Annotated in this window: 22 protein-coding genes, 1 tRNA gene and 1 pseudogene; 15 read left to right on the plus strand and 9 right to left on the minus strand. The window is 58.1% G+C overall.

The genetic code is table 11. The features are described 5' to 3' along the window. The first annotated feature begins 6 nt into the window (after window positions 1–6). Window positions 7–96: transfer RNA gene (locus VNQ78_RS11765), tRNA-Ser, on the plus strand. A 450-nt stretch (window positions 97–546) separates the two neighbouring features. Then, on the plus strand, window positions 547–1,347 hold the full coding sequence (locus VNQ78_RS11770; RefSeq protein WP_325689897.1) for a DUF2971 domain-containing protein: 801 nt from the start codon (window positions 547–549) through the stop codon (window positions 1,345–1,347). A 218-nt stretch (window positions 1,348–1,565) separates the two neighbouring features. Here the strand turns inward: VNQ78_RS11770 and VNQ78_RS11775 are convergent, their stop codons facing one another. After that, a complete protein-coding gene (locus tag VNQ78_RS11775) occupies window positions 1,566–2,117 on the minus strand; it encodes a recombinase family protein (RefSeq protein ID WP_325689899.1) in 552 nt (183 codons plus the stop codon). A gap of 759 nt (window positions 2,118–2,876) precedes the next feature. Between VNQ78_RS11775 and VNQ78_RS11780 the strand changes: the two genes are divergently transcribed. The 5 genes from VNQ78_RS11780 to VNQ78_RS11800 all read left to right on the plus strand — a co-directional run bounded on the left by VNQ78_RS11780 (window position 2,877) and on the right by VNQ78_RS11800 (window position 7,339). After that, the gene (locus VNQ78_RS11780; RefSeq protein ID WP_325689901.1) at window positions 2,877–3,086 is read left to right on the plus strand and encodes a hypothetical protein; all 210 of its coding nucleotides are present in this window, start codon (window positions 2,877–2,879) and stop codon (window positions 3,084–3,086) included. A gap of 454 nt (window positions 3,087–3,540) precedes the next feature. After that, window positions 3,541–3,984, plus strand: coding sequence for a hypothetical protein (locus VNQ78_RS11785; protein WP_325689903.1), 444 nt, complete (start codon window positions 3,541–3,543; stop codon window positions 3,982–3,984). Between the two features lie 995 nt (window positions 3,985–4,979). After that, entirely contained in the window at window positions 4,980–5,435 is a 456-nt protein-coding gene (locus tag VNQ78_RS11790; RefSeq protein ID WP_325689905.1) for a hypothetical protein, read from the plus strand. Window positions 5,436–5,897: 462 nt separating this feature from the next. Beyond that, window positions 5,898–6,488 (plus strand): hypothetical protein, encoded by a 591-nt coding sequence (locus tag VNQ78_RS11795; RefSeq protein WP_325689907.1) that lies wholly within the window; start codon window positions 5,898–5,900, stop codon window positions 6,486–6,488. Between the two features lie 92 nt (window positions 6,489–6,580). Continuing rightward, window positions 6,581–7,339: a hypothetical protein gene (locus tag VNQ78_RS11800; RefSeq protein WP_325689909.1), complete on the plus strand. Its 759-nt coding sequence runs from the start codon at window positions 6,581–6,583 to the stop codon at window positions 7,337–7,339. Between the two features lie 7 nt (window positions 7,340–7,346). Here the strand turns inward: VNQ78_RS11800 and VNQ78_RS11805 are convergent, their stop codons facing one another. Next, a complete protein-coding gene (locus VNQ78_RS11805; RefSeq protein WP_325689911.1) occupies window positions 7,347–8,591 on the minus strand; it encodes a tyrosine-type recombinase/integrase in 1,245 nt (414 codons plus the stop codon). Window positions 8,592–9,126: 535 nt separating this feature from the next. Here VNQ78_RS11805 and VNQ78_RS11810 point away from each other — a divergent pair. Genes VNQ78_RS11810 through VNQ78_RS11825 form a run of 4 tightly spaced genes read left to right on the plus strand, consistent with a single transcriptional unit; the run spans window position 9,127 to window position 11,764 of the window. Continuing rightward, window positions 9,127–9,390, plus strand: coding sequence for a helix-turn-helix transcriptional regulator (locus VNQ78_RS11810; RefSeq protein WP_325689914.1), 264 nt, complete (start codon window positions 9,127–9,129; stop codon window positions 9,388–9,390). A 35-nt stretch (window positions 9,391–9,425) separates the two neighbouring features. Continuing rightward, window positions 9,426–11,126, plus strand: coding sequence for a SulP family inorganic anion transporter (locus VNQ78_RS11815; RefSeq protein WP_325689916.1), 1,701 nt, complete (start codon window positions 9,426–9,428; stop codon window positions 11,124–11,126). Further along, on the plus strand, window positions 11,119–11,382 hold the full coding sequence (locus VNQ78_RS11820; RefSeq protein ID WP_325689918.1) for a hypothetical protein: 264 nt from the start codon (window positions 11,119–11,121) through the stop codon (window positions 11,380–11,382). Before VNQ78_RS11815 ends, VNQ78_RS11820 begins: the two co-directional genes overlap by 8 nt. A gap of 40 nt (window positions 11,383–11,422) precedes the next feature. Continuing rightward, window positions 11,423–11,764 carry a zinc ribbon domain-containing protein YjdM gene (locus VNQ78_RS11825; protein ID WP_325689920.1) on the plus strand — a complete coding sequence of 114 codons (342 nt, stop codon included), beginning with the start codon at window positions 11,423–11,425 and terminating at the stop codon, window positions 11,762–11,764. A 215-nt stretch (window positions 11,765–11,979) separates the two neighbouring features. On the opposite strand, the pseudogene VNQ78_RS11830 reads toward VNQ78_RS11825, so the two are convergent. The 7 genes and pseudogenes from VNQ78_RS11830 to ychF form a co-directional block, all read right to left on the minus strand. Then, window positions 11,980–13,554 (minus strand): annotated as a pseudogene (locus tag VNQ78_RS11830) (GMC family oxidoreductase). Between the two features lie 15 nt (window positions 13,555–13,569). Beyond that, window positions 13,570–14,091 (minus strand): Twin-arginine translocation pathway signal, encoded by a 522-nt coding sequence (locus VNQ78_RS11835; protein WP_325689922.1) that lies wholly within the window; start codon window positions 14,089–14,091, stop codon window positions 13,570–13,572. A 61-nt stretch (window positions 14,092–14,152) separates the two neighbouring features. Further along, on the minus strand, window positions 14,153–14,548 hold the full coding sequence (locus VNQ78_RS11840) for a VOC family protein (RefSeq protein ID WP_325689924.1): 396 nt from the start codon (window positions 14,546–14,548) through the stop codon (window positions 14,153–14,155). Between the two features lie 86 nt (window positions 14,549–14,634). Beyond that, a complete protein-coding gene (locus VNQ78_RS11845; protein WP_325689926.1) occupies window positions 14,635–14,922 on the minus strand; it encodes a ribbon-helix-helix domain-containing protein in 288 nt (95 codons plus the stop codon). 54 nt (window positions 14,923–14,976) lie between these two features. Then, complete coding sequence (locus VNQ78_RS11850; protein ID WP_325689928.1) at window positions 14,977–16,656, minus strand: FAD-dependent oxidoreductase; 1,680 nt, start codon at window positions 16,654–16,656, stop codon at window positions 14,977–14,979. A gap of 18 nt (window positions 16,657–16,674) precedes the next feature. Then, window positions 16,675–16,941 (minus strand): UBP-type zinc finger domain-containing protein, encoded by a 267-nt coding sequence (locus tag VNQ78_RS11855; RefSeq protein WP_325689930.1) that lies wholly within the window; start codon window positions 16,939–16,941, stop codon window positions 16,675–16,677. 110 nt (window positions 16,942–17,051) lie between these two features. Further along, window positions 17,052–18,149, minus strand: a complete 1,098-nt coding sequence (gene ychF / locus VNQ78_RS11860) for a redox-regulated ATPase YchF (RefSeq protein WP_325689932.1) — start codon at window positions 18,147–18,149, stop codon at window positions 17,052–17,054. 139 nt (window positions 18,150–18,288) lie between these two features. Between ychF and trpA the strand changes: the two genes are divergently transcribed. From trpA to VNQ78_RS11880, 4 genes are all read left to right on the plus strand, one after another. Beyond that, complete coding sequence (gene trpA / locus VNQ78_RS11865) at window positions 18,289–19,086, plus strand: tryptophan synthase subunit alpha (protein ID WP_325689934.1); 798 nt, start codon at window positions 18,289–18,291, stop codon at window positions 19,084–19,086. A gap of 104 nt (window positions 19,087–19,190) precedes the next feature. Continuing rightward, the gene (locus VNQ78_RS11870) at window positions 19,191–19,808 is read left to right on the plus strand and encodes a glutathione S-transferase family protein (protein ID WP_325689936.1); all 618 of its coding nucleotides are present in this window, start codon (window positions 19,191–19,193) and stop codon (window positions 19,806–19,808) included. A 10-nt stretch (window positions 19,809–19,818) separates the two neighbouring features. After that, window positions 19,819–21,342, plus strand: coding sequence for a VOC family protein (locus VNQ78_RS11875; protein ID WP_325689938.1), 1,524 nt, complete (start codon window positions 19,819–19,821; stop codon window positions 21,340–21,342). Window positions 21,343–21,514: 172 nt separating this feature from the next. After that, window positions 21,515–22,105 carry an NAD(P)H-dependent oxidoreductase gene (locus tag VNQ78_RS11880; protein WP_325689940.1) on the plus strand — a complete coding sequence of 197 codons (591 nt, stop codon included), beginning with the start codon at window positions 21,515–21,517 and terminating at the stop codon, window positions 22,103–22,105. Window positions 22,106–22,147: the final 42 nt, after the last annotated feature.

Genomic DNA, 22,147 nt, shown 5'->3' on the forward strand with positions numbered 1-22,147 from the left:
GGCGACGGAGACGTGGCCGAGTGGTCGAAGGCACACCCCTGCTAAGGGTGCAGACGGGGAACCGTCTCGAGGGTTCGAATCCCTTCGTCTCCGCCAGCCACACTTAAGCTATATATATCAGTGGTTTACACAGCATTGACCACACACGCTAACCACACACGTTCACACCACACACGTTGAGACGTTAGCCAGTTCCTCGAAACGGTTCCCCGTCTGCACCCTTAGCAGGGGTGTGCCTTCTTCCTACAACAAGGGGGAGGTGCGATGCCGGTAGGTTGCGGTGAACAATGGCTCTCACTGAAATGAATGAATTTGCCCGTTGCCGCAACCGTGCGGTATTCTCTCGCAATCAGTGGATTTTCGGGTGTCTAGCATGAACTTGACGGCATCGGCGTTTGAGACTTTCTCCAAACAGATATTTCTATATTCGAGGGAGAGAGTAGATAATGCAAGAAAGCAAAACACCAAATTTTCTCACTACACCAGTGCTTATGCGGCCCTTCAGATAATCGAAAAAAATCTGTCTGGATGCGAAATGCCGTGCTGATGAACGATTTTTCAGAGGTTGAATATGGGCATGAAAGAATTCGTGAGGCCATAAGCGAGAAATCTGTAGGAGGAAGGCTTGACTTTCTTCTGAATCAAGTCGGGAATAGTCTCTACGACGAAGTTTTAGGAAGAATCGATTCATTCTACGAAGATCGAGCGGCTCAAACGTATATGGTATCTATTAGTGAACATGGTGACGCGGAGCGTGAGGAGGATGAATATGGTAGGTTGTCTATGTGGAGGGCGTACGGCGGAAATCCGAACGTTGCTTTTGTGTTCAATAATGACCCGTTTTTGAACGAGACTAATGCCCTTAACGCTTTTACCAGTCCGGTTCTCTACGCAGGACGAGAAAAATTCCTTCGGGAGTTCTCCCGCATGGTGGACTCATTCGAGCAAAATATTGAATTAGCTAAACAAATTGGCGTTGTTGGTGTCCGTAAATTGATCTTCAATCTGATGCATTTTACCGCCCTTTCGACCAAGCATCCGGGATTTGCAGAGGAACGTGAGTGGAGGGTGCTCTATTCCCCTACCGTCTGGAAGTCGGATAAGATAGTTTCATCAATAGAGGTTATCGGGGGAGTTCCGCAGGTGATTCATAAAATCCCGCTACAGAATTATCCTGAGCAAGGGCACATTAACTCTGAACTGCATGAACTTCTCTATGAAATAATCATTGGGCCTACTGATAATCCAGAACCAATTAGGGAGGCTATCGTGCAGAAGCTTGACGAAGCGGGGGTTCCTGATGCGGCAATGAAAGTAAGGGCTTCCAACATTCCTCTAAGGAGATAGTCTCTCGATCATGTGCTGAGGGTTTTTGCAGGTCCTGTATATTCCGAGAGAGCCTTGGAGAATGAACTCCTAACGGATAGAAATTTTTTTATTTTGGAAATCGGTAGGGGTACCCGGACCGAAGCGAATCGTTCTGAAATAATTAGGGGGGACCCTAGACGAATCCCCCGCTCAAAAATCTACAACTGCGTCAAGTGAAATCATTGACTCATAGGCGCTTACTCTTGAAGGCAACGATAGACACTAGCGCGACTGATACCGATTGTCTCAGCGATAGCGTTGGGCTTCATTCCTTCACTGTGTAGCTGCTGGACGCGCTGGGCGTGACCCATGGCGGTAGGCTTCCGGCCCTTGTACTTACCCTCTGCCTTAGCCTTAGCGATGCCTTCTCTTTGACGCTCTAGCATAATCTCCCGTTCGAACTCAGCTACACCACCCAACAGAGTGAGCATGAGCTTCCCGGTAGGGGTACCAGTGTCTATCCCCATGTTCAGGATACGGAGTGCAGCACCCTTGGCTTGGATGGTTGCCAGTATTTCATGTAGGTGAGCAACGGAGCGGGCGAGACGATCAAGCTTAGTGACGATCAACGTGTCATCCTCACGGATGAAGTCTAGAGCGTCAGCGAGCTTCTGACGGCTTCTCATATCTACAGAGGATACTTGCTCTACAAAGAGCTTTTCACAGCCTGCTTGCCGTAGGTCGCGTTCCTGGGCCTCAAGTCCTGCCTTCTGGTCTAACGTAGAGGTACGGGCATAGCCGATCAGCATGTCTCAAATCCTCGAATCAGTCTCAATAGGTTCTTAAATGTTGTAGCTAATCTTTCTCAAAATGTAAAATGGATCTATGTGAGACGTAATCGGGTAGGGGCTGAGACGATCACACAAGCAGGGGCTATTGAGACACGGCAAAGCCGTGGCGACTGTTAAGGCGTGACTTAACGTGAGACGGGAACCCACCTTCCTTGATCCGATAGGGCGGTGATGATAGAAGGACCATGCCCCGAGAGGGGGCACCTACAGTCCAAGTCCGAATGACTGGACACCTGCGACGGAATTAATCGGTGTGACGCAACGTTACAACGAATATTTCGTATTTATATCTTGACAAGATCGTAAAATAGGTGTATAATATTGTCTTAATTGATTCGGTTAAGCTATGGCTTGCCGGAAGTAATGCGCTTCAACGGCTTTGCACAGCGTGATCCCCTCCAACGAAAAACGGGGTTGCGGAATTAAGCTGATACCGAAATTCTATTTATGCGCTAGCTCTAAGCGCCCTAGAGAACAGACATTCTCGAAATACAGAGTAATCCAAATGCGTTAAAATATCCTTACACCCCGTCGTGAGACACGGTTTAGGAGCAGACAAAATCGGTGTAGCTCCTGCCTAGGAATACCAATCGCTTAGGTTGGGGCTACGCCAATTCTTCGCAGATTGAAAATCTGTTTCGTGTAGATCGAAGATCACACTTCCATAAAATTTATCAAAATTACCCCTAGGCACCAAAAGCCTGAGGGGATTTTTTCATGTTCAGAGATCAGAAAGGAAATATTATGAACAACACTAAACAAAGTCCAACAAAATATCCCAAAGCTAAGATTTACCTAGACTACCATCGGGTAGAAATTGACACTGATTTTATCGCTACCTGCTTCAATGAAAATGAGGAAGTTGTAGATCAGTACAATGTTAAAGAAGTTCTAGGCGTTCTAGAAGAAATCAATGCCATTGAATGATGGTTAGTACATTCCTCTACTTGCTTTGTAGCTCAGTTCTGGTTGTAGCAGCCGGGAAAGGCTCACTCACTCTCTAGATAAGCTCTGAGAGGCTTGCATAGGGGTCGTGGAGAGGCGTTAGCCAATTTTAGGTAGTCAGGTAGCCAAAATCCTTAAGGGCGCTGTATGACCCCAATGCAGCATTAAAATAAGCATTGTAACGATTAAAAGGAAGTTATTCATGTTAGATTGTTCAAATTCATGTTCCGTTTGTGGGGAGATATTTGAAAAGAAAAGATCAAATCAGAAGTACTGTGGACGAAAGTGTCAAAAGAACAGTTCGAGGCGAAATAGGGTAGTTTCCGCGCCGCGATGCAGGTTCATTGAAAACAAAAAGCGCAATGAAGATCACTACACAAGAAGCTGCTGGCTGACATACGATGTTTACCGTCTCCCAGGGCAGGAAAGAGACCTCATGATTCAACAGATTGTAGAGGCTGCTTCGGGTGAGGATGCAAAGCTTAGGAACATTCTTCTTGATCCAAAACTACTTGCGGCAAGCTGGAATAGCCAGGAGGGACGTTTCGAATATGATAGAAAATTGGGTATCCCGAACATTTCAAAGCAAGCCTACTGGTTCTGTCAGGAACAATACGGATGCAGCACAAGAGACGCAATCTTAGACGACGGTAAACCAGCTTACCGCAAATTTCTGGGTGACACCTCAAGTCAAACTTTGTCTAAGCACAAGGAAGAAGTTCCACTGAGTACTAGAATGCTGAAAAATCTAAGAACGCTAGGTGAATTAAAGCTTGAAAATAGCACATCTGGATTGAGAGAGCGCGCTTACAAGCTGTTACTGATCTCGAAAATGGCGGAAATAGTAAGCGGTCCTGCAGCGGTACTGTTGGCAGCGTAATCCGCCTCTCCGCATATAATATAGTATGAAACATTTGTGAGAGCGTTTGATTGCTTCCTGATTGATGTAGTGAGTACAATCCGCCTCTCCGCATATATATACGTAAGTAACAAGACGAAACGGTAATTCGAGCGCAGCGGGTCAGATCACAGCTATCGCTGCTCTCTACCTCTCCTACGGAGAGTACCCCTTGACTCACGGTCACTATCGTTCTCTCTAAGCTACAAAATAAGAATAATAATCAAGTAAGACTCTCCAATACTTAAGCGTAGACTACTTACAGTGCGATATTCTATCAGTTTATTTATTAACTATGAGATAGAATAATAAAATGTGTAGTGAAGTAACTTAAGTATTAACAGATCACCCTCCGCCTTCACCTTTCTTAACGGCTTCACGGCCTTTAGGGCCAACAGCCTAAAAGTCTTGTCTACGGCTTCGGGAGGGCGAGACCTCCCTAGTTCTCGATGTTCCATCTCGAATATTCAATAATCTATCTTCATTGTCATTGCGATGTACGATTATTTCAAGAATTAGATGTAGCACTTCACTACTACGTATCTTGGATACTTCGTAGATCGACTAGAAATAACTATAGTTACAGATAATAGCGATAGCGTAGTTAAATCTGATATTGGTTTTAACAAATATAAAATCAGTATTTGAGACTATCGTATTAGGGAAACCCTAAGTCAGTTCAGTCCGCAGGACAAGAACGGTTCATTAGCTTTGCTTAATTTGTAGCTCCTAAGGCGAAAGCCTGAGTCAAGGGGACCTGTCCCGGTTGCGCTCGAATTAATAGCCGAAACAACTAAAAAAGATAAAAAATTATTATATTTCAATCACTAAGCGGTAAGGTAACTTAATACCTACCCTTTCCTCCAAACACTAAAATGAGGCTACATCAAGCTAAAGTATTGAAAATAAACACGTTATACAGACCAACCAAGCAGAATCAGCACCCTGTAAGGTTTGGCACATTTCAGGAAACAATTATGGAGTTTGAACACAGTTTAAAAGAAGAAATCGAGACAATTTACCTACACATTTTGCCTTGGCGTAAGGGCGAAAAGGCTTCTCTTAAGTGGAAAACCACCACATCTACAGGCGAGATTATTGTAGCTAGTTCTGCAAACGCGGTCAGGGACACAGCTACAACCTTACTACTTGAATGGGGCTGGAAGCCAGAACAGCTAATCACATTCCGACATGTAGGGAAGAACTACGACTCTTTTGAACCCACACAACTCATTACGTTTGCCCGACAAGGGATCAAAAATGAGATCAAGAGGCTCCACGCACTAAAGAAACGTTCAGAGAGCGCGGTATTGGAGTCATTGAGAAGCTTTAAAGGTTTTCGAGTGCCGACCTACCCAGAAGATACAGATAAGGCTCTAGCACCTCTATACCAGCTTCTACAGACAGTTGACGATGTGGAGGTGGAAGCATGAACCTAGCAACCTTTACCTCCAACTACAAGCTGTGGGAGAAGGTTCACCCTTGGCATAAGCCATTCTCTCCACAGTGCATAAGCAAGAACTGCAAGAACAAACCCCTAGAGCATAAGGGTATTCACTATTCCTGTTGTAGGGAGTGCCTAGAGCGGAATGACCTCGGACCGTTCAGAAAGAGGATTCATAAGAAGAATGATTACTCAACATTATTTTGGACTACAGATATTCAAAGGAAACATAAATGACAATCACACTAAACACTAGTTCAGCAAATCTGAACGGTAATTCACGGATCTGCCTGAATACAAACTGGACAACTAGAGACGATGCTACAAAGAAGGTAGTAGAAAAGGCAAAGACATTACTTGATGGCAGGATTAAAGCAGTAAAGGACGCTTCTGACAGTACCCTGAACCGTATTGTCACGAGCTTTTTAGCTACGGCAACAATGAGTACCAAGTGCTTCTGGATAAGGTTCCTGACGCTGACAGAGAGCTACTGAGTGCCTGTAGAGACACTTTCGTAGGGGAGGTACTGCAAAGGACTAAGGGGCGTGTAGGGTATAAGCTAAAGCCTCAGTGGTACAACATCTACAAAGCTGAGACATTAACATACTCTCCAAATAATCCCCGTATCGAAACCAGCTATGGTTCAGTTATCACTGATAACGGTTACCACGATGTTCCTTTGGACCAAATTGTAGCTCTGAATTATCAGCGTTGCGGATACATTAAAGTTCCTAATCCCTACCAGCAGACTAAGTGGATTTATGAAGGGCAGGCACCTACTCACAGATGGAAGGGCATGGAAGGTGAAGATTACTGTTTGGTTCTTGAGTGGTGGGAAATCAGAGATAGGGCAATTGAGGACAACCGTAGGACCTTAGCTCAATACCGAAATGATACTATTCTCTGCCTCGATCCTGATTTTGCCATTCGATCTTTGAGGATTGCTACAAGCCGGATCATTGGTCGTTCTGGAATGAACTTCTCTGTAGAATACAAAGACAGGTATGGACGTTCAGGCGAAACTTGGGGTGGTGCGGCGTAAGCTGATCGAAGAACCTAACTGGTAGTTGCCTCAGCGCATCAGGACAGATTAGCGTACATGAAAGAATGGTTTTGCCGGAGCCAACGAACCACATGACTAAGCCTGACGATGAGGCGCAACGCCTAAGGGAGCAACTGCATCGCAATCAGATAATTACGGCGGTTATCGCTGCCGTTCTGGTAGCTTTTGTAGTTGCACTCTACCTCGGCGCATTCAGTAAAACTGAGTTCAAAGAAATTCCGCCGTGGGTATCTGCACTTACATCGGTGGTTGCTGCGACTATTAGTGCTTATGCGGTGTATTTAGTCGCAAGAACTTTGGAGGCCACCCGTGAGACGCTAGATGCTACCCGACAGATGGCGGATGATCAAAGGCGAATAGGGGACTCTCAGGTCAGGCCGTGGGTGTTTATGAAGAAATTTACTCTTGTAGATGGTAGATTTGGGCCGGAGGTTGTTCTTGAATTCAAAAATTACGGGAATACACCCGCTACATTTCTTCAATATGGGGTTTTTATAAAGTGCTATGGCTTTTCGGAAGAAGAGAATATTGAGCTTGACGAGGATGGCGTCGATAAGAATGTTGTGGGAAATTGGTTTGGTGGCGGAGCGGTAGATGACTACCTTATTCCGGGCGGAGAGCGAACCTTTACTGCTCTATTTTCTCTAGAAGAAAGGCCGGATGACGTCGGTGAAATGGAAATGATAATCGAATGGTCGTATGATGATATTACGGGAAGCCTTAATGGTTCTCCCTATCATAAAGGAAAGATCGTCCGCCTGGTTTCGTTTACTGGTGATGGTATTGCCATTGATGATCCTGATGATGTGCTTTTTGATAAAGGTGTTTGAGGTTCTTTTACTTTTGATCAGCCCACTTAAGCTTGTTGATCGTCTCTTTTAGCAATTTAAAGTCAAGAGTGTTTCCGCTATATAAGCCATAAGTCATGGTTGGAATATCGTGACCAAGTAGGTTGGCGGACACATTCTCAGCAATACCTAGCTTTTCCCACTGGGTAGTCACACCCTTCCTGAATGAGTGAAAGACAAGGTTCTTGCCATAGCCCAGCTTAAGTTTGAGCTTTCCGAACCTCTTGCCAATGGCGTTGGACCTGTCACCGTACTTGTTGTAGCTCAATCCATAAATCAGATAGCCGTCAGTGCTTTCCTTCTTCATTGTAGCTACTAAATCAACAAGATCATTGTGCAGGGGAACAGTTCTCCAACCTGTTTCGGTCTTGGCATCTTCAATCAGGATTCTATCATCCTTAACGGATTCAAGTTTCAGGCTGCAAAGTTCTTCAATCCTACAACCCGTGAACGCTCCAAGCTGGATCAAGCTAGAAGGTTGGGTATCCTCTTTGGCATATGCTGCTTTAAGAAGGTTCTGGTAGTCGTCAGGTTCGAAATGCCTTCTTCGCTGCGCTACCTCCTGCTTTCTGGTCATTGTCCTTGCAGGAACTACATCTCTAAAGGGTTCGGGTAGATTCAAGTCCTTCTTGTCTACAAGGTATTTCCAGTATTGCCTGAGATTCGAAACGATCCGCCTACATGTGGCAACGGATAGACCATCCTCAGCAATAAGGGTTTGTTCCACCCAATCCTTAACTTCTCGATTTGTAGCATCTTCGGCATATTTGAATTTCTTCAAGAAGCGTTTAATGTCCGACATTCTCATGTCTTTAGACTTCGCCTCAAGATGGTTCAGGGTCTTTTCATAATCTGAAAGGTGATACTTGAGGGGGAAGTTCTTGCCATGCAGTACAGCCGACAGTTCGTGCCGGTTCTGTTCCAGTTCCTTGAAATCTTCCTTCGACTGAGGCGACAGGATCAAGGCAAGTTCAGTAGGATCAGGTTTGACCTTGGCGGTCATCTTCTGTCTGACCAGAACGACCCTATCCAAGTTTGTGGAGCTACCCCGAGCGGCTTCAATCTCAGCCTTCCACTGGGCTACAAAGGCATGTTTCCTGACCTCTGCCACCTTCAGGGAGTCCGTTTGTAGGCTCTGAATGAACCTGGGCTTGCCTAGCTTGACCCTGAGGGGTCTTGGGACCTCCACAACGCAGTACCAGCCCTGACGGCGCTTCTGTAGGTATTGGGGCACGATCGGGCCTTTCAGTGGTTAACCACACACGCTAACCACACACGTGGACCACTTTAACCTTGTGGAGATCAAGGAAAATAATGGGTTAGGGCTTAGGATCATCCCATCCCTTCGTCTCCGCCATGCATTACATATTCATTGAAAAATTTGGGCTCGAACCTGCCCGGTCAGCCTGATCGGCCTCAAGGCCTCGCGATTGATCTGCATGTTCAATGAGGGCGGCAGCCGCCGGCCACCGTCGCGATCCCGCACTTGCAAGCCATCCGGGTTTGTCGTCACGGTCCCGTTCATACCGTGCGCTGGGCTGCTGTAACATTCGGCCAGGCCGGAACCTCACGCTCCGGGATGACGCTGCCCGATCTTCGGCCTCGCGTCGTCACGCCCAGGGGTTTCCTGTCTGGAGTTCGCGAGGGAGCGTCGCCGTTAATGGTCCCCCGAGATCTCCCCTCCTCCAGATGTATTGAATCAATACTGATTGTTTATATATCAACAGTCTGGTATGAACCTTCCATAAACCCAGAAATTTCGGAATGTGATGATCACTTCAGCCCAGATGCGCGCCGCGCGTGCCCTGCTCGGGATCGACCAGAAGGCGCTCGCCGAGCTTTCGGGCCTCTCGGTTCCCACGATCCAGCGGATGGAGGCTGGGCCGGGCAATGTCCGGGGGGTGATCGACAGCCTGAACAAAGTCGTCGACGCGCTGAACAAGGCGGGGATCGAACTTATCGGGGAAGGCTCGATCAGCGTCGAGGGCGGGCGCGGCGTAAGACTGAAAGCGCCCGCCGAAACCGGGAAATAGACCCGCAATCCCATCCTGAGAGCGCGCTGCCAGCCATGAACCGAAGCGATCCCATCCAGCAACCGGGCGCGAACCTGCTGCTGTCCTATACCCCAAAGCTGCTGACCGTGCTGCGCGAAGGCTACGGCATGCGGGAGTTTCGGGCCGATGCCGTCGCCGGGATGACGGTGGCGATCGTGGCGCTGCCCCTCTCGATGGCGATCGCAATTGCCTCCGGGGCAAGCCCTGCGCAGGGGCTTTATACTTCGATCTTCGGCGGGTTTCTCGTCTCGGCGCTCGGCGGCTCGCGCTTCCAGATCGGCGGGCCGGCGGGCGCGTTCATCATTCTCGTCGCCGCGACCGTTGCCCAGCATGGCATGGAGGGGTTGATCCTCGCCACGGCTCTCTCGGGTCTGCTGCTGACCCTGATGGGGGTGCTGCGGCTGGGCAGCTTCGTCCAGTTCGTGCCGTTTCCGGTGACGGTCGGGTTCACGGCGGGGATCGCGGTCATCATCTTTGCCAGCCAGATCAAGGATCTTCTGGGCCTGTCGCTGACGAATGAGCCGGGCGATCTGATCGGCAAGCTCTCGGCGCTTTACGCGGTGCGGGGCAGCTTCTCGCCCGCGGCATTCGGACTGGCTTGCCTGACCATTGCCGTGATCCTGACCCTACGCCGGTGGCGTCCACATTGGCCGGGGATGCTGGTCGCGATAGCGGTCGCGGCGCTGGCGGCGGCGGCGCTGAACCTGCCGGTCGAGACGATCGGAACCCGCTTCGGAGGCATCCCCTCGACCCTTCCGCGACCGGCCTTGCCGGATCTTTCGCCCGAAAAGCTCGTGGCCATCCTGCCCGCCGCCCTGTCCTTCACCCTGCTCGGGGCGATCGAATCGCTGCTCTCGGCCGTGGTCGCGGACGGGATGACGGGGCGCAGGCACAGGTCGAATTGCGAATTGGTGGCGCAGGGGCTCGCGAATGTCGGATCGGCACTGTTCGGCGGGTTCTGCGTGACCGGAACGGTGGCGCGGACCGCGACCAATGTGCGCGCCGGCGCATATGGGCCGGTGGCCGGGATCCTTCACGCGCTGTTCCTGCTGCTGTTCATCCTTGTCGCCGCGCCGCTTGCGGCCTTCATCCCGCTCGCGGCGCTGGCCGGCGTTCTGGCCGTCGTCGCCTGGAACATGATCGACCGGGCCGCGATCGGGATCCTCGCGCGCTCGGGTCTGGGCGAAGGCATCGTGCTGGCCTCGACGCTGCTTCTGACCATGTTCCGCGACCTGATCGAGGCGATCGTGGTCGGCATCGCCCTTGGCGGCGTGATCTTCATCCACAGGGTCGTGCGGACCACCTCGGTCGAGAGCCGCCGTGCCTCGGGCGACGCCGCCGAGGTGGTCGGGGAGGGGGCGCTGCCAGAGGATATCCTGATCTACCGCATCAACGGCCCGATCTTCTTCGGGGCGGCGGGGTCGATCGGCTCGGCGCTCGAACGCATCCATGACAGCCAGACGGCGCTGATCCTCGATTTGACCGGCGTGCCGGTGCTGGACGCGACGGGCAGCAACATGATCGCCGACCTTGCCGCCAAGGCGCGCAAACAGGGTGTCGCGCTCTGGGTGGCCGGGGCGGATCCCGCGATCCGCAGGTCGCTGCTGCTGCATGGTCTGCGCGCGCCCCTGTGCCGGCATGCCTCGACCGTGGAAAAGGCGATTGCGAGGCAGCGCCACGCGCAGAAGACCGCGTCCGAGCCCGGACATGGCTGACAGATGGGCCAGACAAAGGGCCGCCGGTCACGCGCTGCGGCCCGCCGATCTGCGGCAGGAACGGCTTTACGACGCGCTGTCCCGGCCCCGCACGCAGGCAGAACTGCGCGATCTGCTGGGGATGACCAATAGCGGTATCCTGAGCCTTCTGCGCCGGATGGAGCGGGGCGGGCTGGTGACCCCCGCCGAGCGCGTCAGCCACACGCGCATCTGGGAAAGGCGACCCGCGCCCGGATGCCGGAACCCCAAGACCTGAGGGCGCGCAGCCGCCCTCCGAGACCACCAAAGGAAAGCCGATGACCGAGACCCTGCCGCCCTGCCCGAAATGCGCCTCTGCCTATGCCTATCAGATGGATGCGCTGCTGATCTGCCCGGAATGCGGCCATGAATGGCAACCCGGAGAGGCTGCTGAGACCACGTCGGAGGTCCGCGACAGCGTCGGCAACCTCCTTAGCGATGGCGACACCGTGACGGTGATCAAGGATCTGAAGGTCAAGGGCTCTTCTCTGGTCGTGAAGGTCGGAACGAAGGTGCGCGGGATCCGGCTGGTCGATGGCGACCACGACATCGACTGCAAGATCCCCGGCATCGGCCAGATGGGCCTGAAGTCCCAGTTCGTGAAGAAGGTTTCCGAATAGGCGGCTGTTGGTCGTCCCCGGATCGGGGTCGGGCTGACCCCCTCGCAGTGCCAGGACCCGCCTTGCTCCACTGGGATGCAGGCAGGTTCGGGGAGAATACTCCCGAACCCTTTCCGTGAGGGGGACAGATGCCCTATCGCGGTGCCCGTCAGGCCCGGCAACCCCACGGGAGATGGGGGCCGGGCCTGCTGCCCTATCCCTAGGTCAATCGTCCCTCAGACATTCCCCGCCGCCATTTCGCTGGCGATGTGGTCGGCCTGACGGATGGCGAGGGCCACGATGGTCAGCGTCGGGTTCTCGGCCGCGCCGCTGGTGAACTGGCTGCCGTCGCTGACGAACAGGTTCGCCACGTCATGCGATTGCCCGTGCTTGTTGACGACGCCGTCCTCGGGTTTTTCCGACATCCGGTTCGTGCCAAGGTTGTGGGTCGAAGGATAGGGCGGCGTGGGCAATGTCCGCGTCGCCCCGACCTCCTTGTAGATGGCCTGCCCGACCGCATAGGCATGGTTGCGCATGGCGATGTCGTTCGGGTGGTCGCTGAAATTGACATTCGCCACCTTCAGGCCGAACTGGTCCTCGGTGTCGGAGAGCGTCACGCGATTGTCGGCTTGCGGCATGTCCTCGCCCACGATCCACATGCCGGCCATGTTCTCATAGCTGTCCAGCGCGGTCGTGAACGCGCGCCCCCAGGCGCCGGGATCGAGGAAGGCGGCCATGAAGGGCAGGCCAAGGCTCAGCGTCTCAAGCTCATAGCCGCCCACGAACCCGCGCGAGGGGTCGTGGCGGGCCTCGTCGCGGATGATCCCGGCCATGGTCGTGCCGCGCCACATATGCACCGGCTTCTCGAAGACGCCATAGACCGAGCCGGTGGTGTGGCGCATGTAGTTGCGCCCGACCTGATCCGAGCTGTTCGCCAGCCCCTTCGGGAACATCGAACTGTGCGAGTTCAGCAGCAGCCGCGGGCTTTCGAAACTGTTGCCCGCCACGCAGACCAGCCGGGCCTTCTGCATCTGCAGGTTGCCGTCCTTGTCGAAATACTCGACCCCCGTGACCTTCCCTTTGTCGTCGTGGAGGATACGGGCGGCATGGCAGCGGTCGCGGACCTCAAGGTTGCCGGTCGCCTCGCCGCGCGGGATGTCGGTATAGGCCGCCGACCATTTCGCGCCCCATTTGCAGCCCTGAAAACAGAATCCGGTCTGCTGGCAGGACATCCGCTCGTCATATTCGACGCTGTTGATGGCCATATTGCCGGTATGGACTTCCTTGTAGCCAAGCGCCTTCGCGCCCTTCTCGAAGACCTTGAAATTGCTGTTGCCGGGCAGGCGCGGACGGCCATTGACGCCGGTGACGCCCAGCTTGGCCTCGGCCTTGTCATACCATGGCTGCATCTCGGCCGGGTCGATCGGCCAGTCAAGAAGGTTCGCCCCCTCGACCGCGCCGTAATTGGTCCTGGGCTTCCACTCATGCTCCTGAAAGCGCAGCGAGGCGCCCGCCCAATGGATCGAGGTGCCGCCGACCGCCTTCACGATCCATGCCGGCAGGCCGGCGAAATCCTTGGCGACACGCCAGTCGCCGGATGTGGTGCGCGGGTCGGTCCAGGCAAGCTGGCCGAAGCTTTCTCATTCGTCATTGACGTAATCTTCGGGCAGGTAGCGCCCTCCAGCCTCCAGCGAGACCACCTTGACGCCCTTCTGCGCCAGTTCATTGGCCAGAACCCCGCCGCCGGAGCCGGTTCCCACGATGACCACGACGCTGTCGTCGGTCAGATCGAATTTGGCTGCATTTGCCATGACGTGTCCTCCCCCTTACAGCCAGTCAATGGCGTCGAAGCCGCGGTTGATGTAGCCGCCTTGCGAGTAGGACTCGCCCTCATAGCCGAAGATCGGCCAGATTTCCTTCTGGTTGTAGAGGCCCGTCACCAGCCCGCCGCGCACGGTCTGGAAGAACGGCGTCTCCTGAATGCCGCGCAGGATGGCGACGCGCTCGTCCTCCCACCCGGCCGCGAGGTAGGTGTCGAAGCCCGCATCCTTCGCCGCCTTGTCGAGGGCCGCGATCCCCTCGGCCACGGCGGCCTTCTGTTCCTCGCTGTCATAGCCCTTGACGGCGATCGCATAGAAACGGTCGCCGACCTTGTCATGGGGATAGATGTCGCGCGCCATCTGCAGAAGCGTCGCCATCTCGTGTTCGCTGACATGGGTGACTTCGACGGCCCAGGCGGCATCGGGCGCGGCGATGAAGCCCGCGCCCGCGACCGCCAGCGCGCCCGCGGCCACGGCGCGCGACAGAAGCGCCCGCCGGGTCAGACCCTGCTTGCTGAGTTGAGACATATTGTTTTCCTCCTCCCTAACTTCCCGCTGCGCCGCCCGCTCCCCCGGTCGGCACAGGGGATTACCTGAAACGCCCGCCGCGCCTCAGAACCTCGATCTGGTAGCCGTCCGGGTCGGCGATGAAGAAGAACCGGGCGATCACCTCGCCGCCGGGGGCGAAATCGACCAGCTTGCGCGGCTGGAATCCCTCGGCCTCGAGGCGGGCGTGCAGCGCATCAACGTCATCCACGGAAAAGGCGACATGGCCGTAGCCATCGCCCAGATCATAGGGTTCGGTCCGGCCCTTGTTGACGGTCAGCTCCAGCTCGGTCCCGCTCTCGTCGTTCGAGAGGTAGACCAGCGTGAAATCGTCGAAATCCAGCCGGTCAGCGATCTTGAGGCCAAAGCAGCGGTCATAGAACGCGACCGAACGTGCCTCGTCCAATACCCGGATCATCGAGTGAATGTATTTCGCCATGCCACCTTTCCCCCCTGTATGGATCCGAGGCTAAGGGGCGCGGATCGGGGGCGGGTAGTAATGGAATACTACAGGCGCGAATTTCGCTATTCGGCGGCGATGGCGGTCAGGTGATGCTCGTCGGCCAGGTTGATCGTGCAGGCGCAGCGCAGAAGCGAGGTGAAATTCCTGACCTCGCCATGCAATACAAGCACCTCGGCATGCAGCTTGGAGATGAAGGCCGAGGTCGTGACGCCCTGACGGGCCGCGATCTGGTCGAGGATTTCCCAGAAGGCCCGTTCAAGCCGGATCGAGGTGGATTGCCCGTTCAGCCTCAGCCTGCGGGTGATGGTCTCGTATCGTTCGGGATCCTGTCCCGCAAAGATCTGGCACATCGCTTGATCTCACTCCGCCCCGTTCGTCGATCTTGGGACAAGCGGGATCGCCGGTCAACGTGTTCCGCCGACCGCCGGAATTTCCGCCGCGACCAGGGGGGCAGGGGCCTGCATTGCCGCGGCGCCAGAGAGATAGTGCCAGACCTCCGAGATCACGACCGATCCCTCGCCCACCGCCGAAGCGACGCGCTTGACCGATCCGGCGCGGATGTCGCCGACCGCGAAGATGCCGGGATGCGAGGTCTCGAAGGACGCCGCGCGCCCGGCCGCCGCGCCGGTCAGGATGAAGCCCGCATCGTCCAGATCGACCAGACCGGCCAGCCAGTCGCAATTCGGGGCGGCGCCCGCCATGACGAAGACCGCGCAGCAGTCGAGGTGGCGGGTCGCGCCATCCGCATCCCGAACCTCGGCCGAGCGGAGCGATCCGTCGCCTTCGAGCGCCGCGATCGAGCTGTTGTAATGGATGGTGATCTTCGGATCGGCCTCCAGCCTGCTCGACAGATATTCCGACATGGAGGCGGCAAGCGAGTCGCCCCGGACCAGCAGATGCACATGGCTTGCGCTGCGCGACAGGAACATCGCGGCCTGCCCGGCGGAATTACCGCCGCCCACGACGATGGTGGCGGCGCCCCGGCATTGCCGCGCCTCAAGCTCGGTGGCGGCATGGTAGACGCCATTGCCCAGAAACCGGTCCAGCCCCGGAATCGCCAGCCGCCGGTATTGCACCCCGGTCGCGACCACCAGCGCCCGGGCGCAGATTTCATTGGTGCAGTCCAGCGTCACGCAGAACAGCCGGTCCTGCCGCCGCGCAAGCCGGATCACCCGGCGCGGCATGGCAAAGCTGGTGCCGAACTTCATCGCCTGCACCTCGCCGCGCCAGACGAGGTCGGCGCCGGAAATGCCGGTCGGAAAGCCCATGTAATTCTCGATCCGGCTGGAGGTGCCGGCCTGCCCCCCGATGGCAAGATCCTCGATCACCAGCGCGGAAAGGCCCTCGGCCCCGGCATAGACCCCGGCAGCGACGCCAGCGGGACCGCCGCCGACGATGATGACGTCGAAGATCGCGCCCGGCTCGGCCCGCAGGTCCATCCCGAGGCGCTGGGCGACCTTCAGGGGCGTCGCCGCCTCGATCACGCGGCCCTGACCGAAGATCACCGCAGGCTCGCCCGGCGCGATGCCGCATTCCTCGGCGACGGCCCGCGCCTGCGGGCAGACCAGATCGAAGGAGCGCACGGGGATCCGGTTCCGGCCCGCGAATTCCTCGATCCGGCGCACGCCGCCGTCCTGATCCGCGCCGATGAGCGTAAGGCCGGTCGCGCGTTCCTCAAGCTGCAGGCGGCGGCGGGCGGCAAAGACGGTGATGACGATATCGGAAAGCTCGGGCACCTGCGACATCAGGCGCAGCATCGCCGTGCGGTCCACCGCGATCGCCCGCGTCTCGCGCGCGGCGCGCATCGGCAGGGCGTGGACGCCGCCGGCCAGAAAGGCGATCTCGCCGGTGAATTGCGCCGGGCCGATGGTCGAGGCCATCGCCCTTTGCCGCGAATAGGGGTGCAGCATCTCGATCTCGCCCTCCTCGACATAGAGGAAGGTGTCCATCGGCTGCCCGATATCGGCGATCAGCTCGCCCTCGCCGAAATGCGCCTCGCGCCCGATCCGGCGCAGGCCCTCGACATGCGCGGCATGGAGAGGGGTGCGCTGCATCTGCCGAAGGTCGTGGCCGATGGCTTCCATGGCCCATGCTCCCGCTGGTCAGAGGAACTCGTCATCCGCGAAACAATAGGTCCAGTCCTCGCGCGGTTCCATCGAACCGATGATGGGATGGCCCGAGGTCTGCCAGTGCTGCCGTGCATGCCGGTTGGGCGAACTGTCGCAGCAGCCGATATGCCCGCAAGTCAGGCAGATCCGCAGATGCACCCAGCGCGACCCCATCGCCACGCATTCCGGGCAGACCGCCCCGGCCTTTTCAGAATCAGGCGGGACAGTCAGCGTGATTTGGTTCAGGTGCGTGCAAGTCATGTGATTTCCCGCCTCCGATCCGAGAGATGAATCTCAGCCTGAACCAGATACGGGCAAAATCAAGGCTAATCGGCCAACGGCCAGCCGGGGCTGGCCGTCGGGGGGCTGCGTCAGGCGTTGAAGAGGAAATGCAGGACGTCGCCGTCCTTCACCTCGTAGGACTTGCCCTCGACCCGGAATTTTCCGGCCTCGCGTGCGCCCGCCTCGCCCTTGTAGGTGACGTAATCGTCATAGGCGACGGTCTCGGCCCGGATGAAGCCGCGCTCGAAATCGCCGTGGATGACGCCCGCGGCCTGCGGGGCCAGCGTGCCCTTGTGGATGGTCCAGGCGCGGGCTTCCTTGGGGCCGACGGTGAAATAGGTTTCCAGACCCAGCAGCTTGTAGCCCTCGCGGATCAGCCGGTCGAGGCCGGCTTCGTGGAGGCCCATCTCCTCGAGGAACATGGTCGCTTCCTCGGCGGGAAGCTGGCTGATCTCCTCCTCGATCTTGGCCGAGATCACCACATGGCCCGCGCCCTGCGCCTTGGCCATCTCGGCCACGCGGTCGGACTGGCTGTTGCCGGTTGCGGCCTTGTCTTCCTCGACGTTGCAGACATAAAGCACCGGCTTCGCGGTCAGAAGCTGCAGCATGTCCCAGGCCTTGCGCTCGTCATCGGCCACGGCGACGGTGCGGGCGGGCTTGCCGGCTTCCAGCGCGGCTTGCGCGGCCTTCAGCAGCTTTTCCTGCGCCACGGCCTCCTTGTCGCCGCCCTTCAGCTTGCGCTGGATATTGGCCAGCCGCCGCTCGACGGATTCGAGGTCGGCGATCATCAGCTCGGTCTCGATCGTCTCGGCATCCTCGATCGGATCGACGCGGCCCTCGACATGGGTGACGTCGCCATCCTCGAAGCAGCGCAGGACATGGGCGATGGCGTCAACCTCGCGGATGTTCGCAAGGAACTGGTTGCCCAGACCTTCGCCCTTGGAGGCGCCCTTCACGAGGCCCGCGATATCGACGAAGGTGATGCGGGTGGGGATGATCTGCTTGGACCCGGCAATCGCTGCCAGCTTGTCCAGACGCGGATCGGGCACCGCGACCTCGCCCACATTCGGCTCGATCGTGCAGAAGGGGAAGTTCGCGGCCTGCGCGGCAGCGGTCTTCGTCAGCGCGTTGAACAGCGTCGACTTGCCGACGTTCGGCAGACCGACGATCCCCATGCGAAAGCCCATGATGCACCCCTTTTCCCGGAAATCTCGCGCCTTTTATGGGCGGACGCGGGCCAAGTCCAGTGCGGGACCGTTGATCTTTACCCGGCAGAGGGGATAACGCTGGGCGTCGGAACGAATTGGCGGACAGGGACCGGAGCGCATGAGCAGAATCGACGATACTTTCGCACGGCTTGGCGAAACCGGCGGCAAGGCCTTCGTGGCCTATATGATGGGCTGCGATCCCGATTTCGACTCCTCGGTCGAGATTATGCGCGGCCTGCCCGGCGCGGGCGTCGACATCATCGAGCTTGGGATGCCCTTTACCGATCCCATGGCGGATGGTGCGACGATCCAGGCCGCAGGACAGCGCGCGCTGGAGGCAGGCGGCAGCGTGACCCGCGTGCTGGAGATGGTGCGCGCCTTCCGTGCCGGCGACGACCGGACGCCGATCGTGCTGATGGGCTATTACAACCCGATCTATGCACGCGCGGGCGGGGTCGACCGCTTCATCGCCGAGGCGGTCGAGGCCGGGGTCGATGGTCTGATCGTCGTGGACCTGCCGCCCGAGGAGGATGCCGAATTGTGCCTGCCCGCGAATGCGGCGGGGCTGAATTTCATCCGGCTCGCGACGCCGACCACGGATGACGCGCGGCTGCCGGCGGTGGTTCGGAACACTTCGGGCTTCGTCTATTACGTCTCGGTCACCGGGATCACCGGCGGTCCCGCCGCGAATGCGGCCGAGGTCGCGCCGGAAGTTGCCCGGATCCGCGCCGCCGCCGGCCTGCCGGTGGTGGTGGGCTTCGGCATCTCCACCCCCGAGGCCGCAGGCGCGGTGGCGGGCGTCGCCGATGGCTGCGTCGTCGGCTCGGCCATCGTCAAGCGCATCGGAGAGGGGCGCCCGGTGCCCGAGATCCTCGACTTCGTGGCCGAGTTGGCCCAGGGCGCGCATCGGGGCTGAGGCGCGCCGCCGTTCGGCCGGGGGAAACACCGCGTTCCGACCGATTGCGGTTGGCAGAACGCGCCGCCACGTTATCTTCCATCCCGTAACGGATGGAGGATCCCATGACCAAGCTGTTTTATCACACCGGCGCGTGCTCTCTGGCGCCCCATATCGTGCTGGAATGGATCGGCGCGCCCTATGAGGAGCAGAATGTCGAATTCGGCGCGCCGGAGCTGCTGGCGGTGAATCCGGCCGGCGCGGTCCCGGCGCTGATCGAGGATGACGGCTGGATCCTGACCCAATGTGGCGCGGTCCTGCACTATCTCGCGGACAAGCATCCCGAGGCGGGGCTTGGCGCTGAACCCGGTCCGCGCGGCGCGGCAGAGCTGAACCGCTGGTCCTCCTTCTTCACCGGCGACCTGCATCCCGCGTTCTTTCCGCTGTTCTTGCCCGCGCGCTATACGACCGATCCCGACCCCGCCGCATTGGAGAAGGTGCAGGACGCCTGCCGCGATCTGGTGCGCAAGCGGCTGGGGCTGCTCGACGACCATCTGGCGGGCAGGGAGTGGATCTTGGGCAAACGCTCGATCATCGACGCCTATGCCTTTCCGATGATCCGCTGGGCCGCGAAGCTTCTGCCCGAAGGGATCAAGGGCTGGGCCAATATCCAGGCCCTGCATGACCGCATCGCGGCGGACCCCGCCGTGCAACGTGTTCTGGCCCGCGAGACGGGCAAGTAAGGGGGAAACCATGCCCACCGGCATCCACCACGTCACCGGCATCACCCGCCGGGTTCAGGCCAATGTCGATTTCTACGCGGGTTTCCTTGGCCTGCGTCTCGTCAAGCGCACGGGCGGGTTCGAGGATGCCGAGCAGTTGCACCTGTTCTATGGCGATGCACTCGGCTCGCCCGGTTCGCTGGTCACCTTCCTTGTGTGGGAGGACGGCGCGCCGGGCCGGGTCGGGCATGGGCAGGTGGCAGAGATCGCGCTGGCCGTTCCGCCCGCCAGCATCGGCGACTGGCTGACCCGCGCCATGACCGCGCGGGTTCCCGTCGAGGGGCCGGTGCGCGAGCATGGCGAAACCGTGCTGCGCCTGAAGGATCCCGATGGGGTGATCGTCAAGCTGGTCGGTGTGGACCTGCCAGCCGCCGCACCCCTGCCGGACCCGATTGCGCCCACGCGGCTGCGCGGCGTCACCGTGTTCACCGAAAGCCCCGTCGCGACGGCCGAGTTCATCGCCCGCTTCGGCTATCGCTCCGGCACGACCGAGGGCGCGATCCGGCGGCTGGTCTCGGACACGGATGTCATCGACATCCGCGATGCGACCGGCTTCTTTCCGGGCATTCCCGGCACCGGGATTCTGGACCATGTCGCCTTTCGCGCGGCGGGTGCCGATCAGGTGCGCGCCATGCGGCTGGAGTTGAAGGACACGGACGCGACCAGCGTGCATGACCGGAAATATTTCCTGTCCCTCTATGTGCGCGAGCCTGCGGGCACGTTGCTGGAATATGCCACCGACGCGCCGGGCTTCACCATTGACGAGGCGCCGGAGGATCTGGGCCGGACGCTGTTCGTCCCGCCCCATGACGCGGCCCGCGCAGACGATCTGCGCGTGATCCTGCCGCAATTCGCCCTGCCGGGCGAGGAAAGGATGCCTATGCGTGATCTGCATTTCATTCATCGCCTGCACCAGCCGGATACCCCCGACGGCAGCACTATCGTCCTGCTGCACGGCACCGGCGGGAATGAGACCGACCTCATGCCCTTGGCCCATCGGCTGGCGCCCAATGCCACGCTGCTGGGTGTGCGCGGCCGCTCGACCGAGGAGGGGATCAACCGCTGGTTCCGCCGCTTCGACGCCGTGACCTATGATCAGGCCGATATTCGCGCCGAGGCCGAGGCCTTTGTGGCCTTTGTCGAGGATGCCGCCAAGGCCTATGGCCTCGATCCCGCGCGGATGACCTTCCTTGGCTATTCCAACGGCGCGAACCTGATCGGCGCGATCCTGCAGCTTTATCCGCAGGCGATCCGGCGCGCGGTCCTGCTGCGCGGCATTCAGGCGCTGGAACAGCCGCCCGCAGCGGCGCCGGATGCCTTTGCCGGGCAGGAGGTCCTGATGCTGAACGGCGCGCGCGACATGTTCGGGCGGATGGCCCCCGCGCTCGAGGCAGCACTTGCCGGTGGTGGGGCACATGTGGACAGCCGCACCCTCGCGGCGGGGCATGAGCTTTCGCCGCAGGATCTGACCGAGGCGCAGGGCTGGCTTGGCTGACCCTTCCCGATGTCCCCGGGCGCAATCCGGGGGCATCGCAAACGGGGGATGTTTCCCGCATCCGAACACCGCATTCCGCGCCCGGTGGCTTGCGGGAATGCCGGGCTGCGGTCAATCTCCACGTCGCGGGCACTGCCCGGCAGGTCCGCTGACATGAAAGAGGAGTAGGAAGATGAGTAAGCCGCATATCGCAGTCATCATCGGTTCGACCCGCGACTCGCGCTTTGCCGACAAGCCTGCGGCCTGGCTTTTCGAGAATGTCTCGAAACGCGAGGACATGAGCTTCGAACTGGTCGATCTGCGGGATTACGACCTGCCGTTCTTCAACGAGGTCGCCTCGAACGCCTGGGTGCCCTCGCAGGATCCGCGCGCGGTCAGGTGGCAGGAAAAGCTGGCCGAATTCGACGGCTATATCTTCCTGACCGCCGAGTATAACCGCGCGGTTCCCGGTGCGCTGAAGAACGCGCTGGATCAAGCCTACAAGGAATGGAACCGCAAGCCCGCCGCCGTCATGGCCTATGGCTCCATGGGCGGGGCGCGGGCGGCGGAAAACCTGCGCACCATCGCGATCGAGCTGCAGATGGTCCCGGTCCGCAGTGGCGTCCATCTGGGCGGCACCGAGTTCTTCAAGGTCTCGCCCCTTGGCGGCAATGGCGAGATGTCCGAGGTGGACGGCGTCCTGCAACCCTCGCTGAAGGGGATGCTCGACGACCTGCACTGGTGGGCCGAGGCCACGATGGCGCAGCGCGCGAAATCCGCCTGACCACCGGGGGGCGGCTGCCTCGGGTGGCCGTTGTCATCCGAG

This window comes from Paracoccus sp. (in: a-proteobacteria) (assembly GCF_035556475.1).
GTDB lineage: Bacteria > Pseudomonadota > Alphaproteobacteria > Rhodobacterales > Rhodobacteraceae > Paracoccus.

Coding starts and splice junctions, on each gene's coding strand:
- VNQ78_RS11835 (WP_325689922.1), bottom strand. CDS start 14,091: ATGTCTCAACTCAGCAAGCAGGGTCTGACCCGGCGGGCGCTTCTGTCG.
- VNQ78_RS11775 (WP_325689899.1), bottom strand. CDS start 2,117: ATGCTGATCGGCTATGCCCGTACCTCTACGTTAGACCAGAAGGCAGGA.
- trpA (WP_325689934.1), top strand. CDS start 18,289: ATGAGCAGAATCGACGATACTTTCGCACGGCTTGGCGAAACCGGCGGC.
- VNQ78_RS11880 (WP_325689940.1), top strand. CDS start 21,515: ATGAGTAAGCCGCATATCGCAGTCATCATCGGTTCGACCCGCGACTCG.
- VNQ78_RS11820 (WP_325689918.1), top strand. CDS start 11,119: ATGGCTGACAGATGGGCCAGACAAAGGGCCGCCGGTCACGCGCTGCGG.
- ychF (WP_325689932.1), bottom strand. CDS start 18,149: ATGGGCTTTCGCATGGGGATCGTCGGTCTGCCGAACGTCGGCAAGTCG.
- VNQ78_RS11785 (WP_325689903.1), top strand. CDS start 3,541: ATGATTCAACAGATTGTAGAGGCTGCTTCGGGTGAGGATGCAAAGCTT.
- VNQ78_RS11840 (WP_325689924.1), bottom strand. CDS start 14,548: ATGGCGAAATACATTCACTCGATGATCCGGGTATTGGACGAGGCACGT.
- VNQ78_RS11800 (WP_325689909.1), top strand. CDS start 6,581: ATGACTAAGCCTGACGATGAGGCGCAACGCCTAAGGGAGCAACTGCAT.
- VNQ78_RS11815 (WP_325689916.1), top strand. CDS start 9,426: ATGAACCGAAGCGATCCCATCCAGCAACCGGGCGCGAACCTGCTGCTG.
- VNQ78_RS11855 (WP_325689930.1), bottom strand. CDS start 16,941: ATGACTTGCACGCACCTGAACCAAATCACGCTGACTGTCCCGCCTGAT.
- VNQ78_RS11790 (WP_325689905.1), top strand. CDS start 4,980: ATGGAGTTTGAACACAGTTTAAAAGAAGAAATCGAGACAATTTACCTA.
- VNQ78_RS11770 (WP_325689897.1), top strand. CDS start 547: ATGAACGATTTTTCAGAGGTTGAATATGGGCATGAAAGAATTCGTGAG.
- VNQ78_RS11810 (WP_325689914.1), top strand. CDS start 9,127: ATGATCACTTCAGCCCAGATGCGCGCCGCGCGTGCCCTGCTCGGGATC.
- VNQ78_RS11825 (WP_325689920.1), top strand. CDS start 11,423: ATGACCGAGACCCTGCCGCCCTGCCCGAAATGCGCCTCTGCCTATGCC.
- VNQ78_RS11870 (WP_325689936.1), top strand. CDS start 19,191: ATGACCAAGCTGTTTTATCACACCGGCGCGTGCTCTCTGGCGCCCCAT.
- VNQ78_RS11850 (WP_325689928.1), bottom strand. CDS start 16,656: ATGGAAGCCATCGGCCACGACCTTCGGCAGATGCAGCGCACCCCTCTC.
- VNQ78_RS11845 (WP_325689926.1), bottom strand. CDS start 14,922: ATGTGCCAGATCTTTGCGGGACAGGATCCCGAACGATACGAGACCATC.
- VNQ78_RS11875 (WP_325689938.1), top strand. CDS start 19,819: ATGCCCACCGGCATCCACCACGTCACCGGCATCACCCGCCGGGTTCAG.
- VNQ78_RS11780 (WP_325689901.1), top strand. CDS start 2,877: ATGTTCAGAGATCAGAAAGGAAATATTATGAACAACACTAAACAAAGT.